Source organism: Thermoanaerobaculum aquaticum (assembly GCF_000687145.1).
Lineage (GTDB): Bacteria > Acidobacteriota > Thermoanaerobaculia > Thermoanaerobaculales > Thermoanaerobaculaceae > Thermoanaerobaculum > Thermoanaerobaculum aquaticum.
In genome coordinates, this window is sequence record NZ_JMFG01000052.1 from 600 (window position 1) to 895 (window position 296).

Below are 296 nucleotides of genomic sequence, written 5' to 3' on the forward strand. Positions count from 1 at the left end.
CTGGGGGAGGAGACCTGCTCCCCGGCCCTTTTCGTGGTGGGGCTTTTGCGGGAGAACTACGATTTGGTTTACCCCTACCTGTACGCCGACGGCACCCGCAGGCCTTTGAGACAAATCCCCAGCGCCGAAATCTTCAACTACGACATTCTGGTGAAGGCAAAAACCCTGGATGGCCGGGAGTTCCCGGCGGTGGAGGTGCTCTCCGGTGGCTTGCGGGAGTGGATCCCCAAAGCCATCGTGGCGAGGCTCGTAGACCAGGGAATCATCCCCGAACCCCCGGAGTTTGACGACGGACA

At 61.1% G+C, this 296-nt stretch carries 1 protein-coding gene; it reads left to right on the plus strand.

Translation table 11 applies throughout. The features are described 5' to 3' along the window. Positions 1-296: hypothetical protein (locus EG19_RS14225; RefSeq protein WP_235208742.1), on the plus strand; the 296-nt coding region annotated here is incomplete at both ends.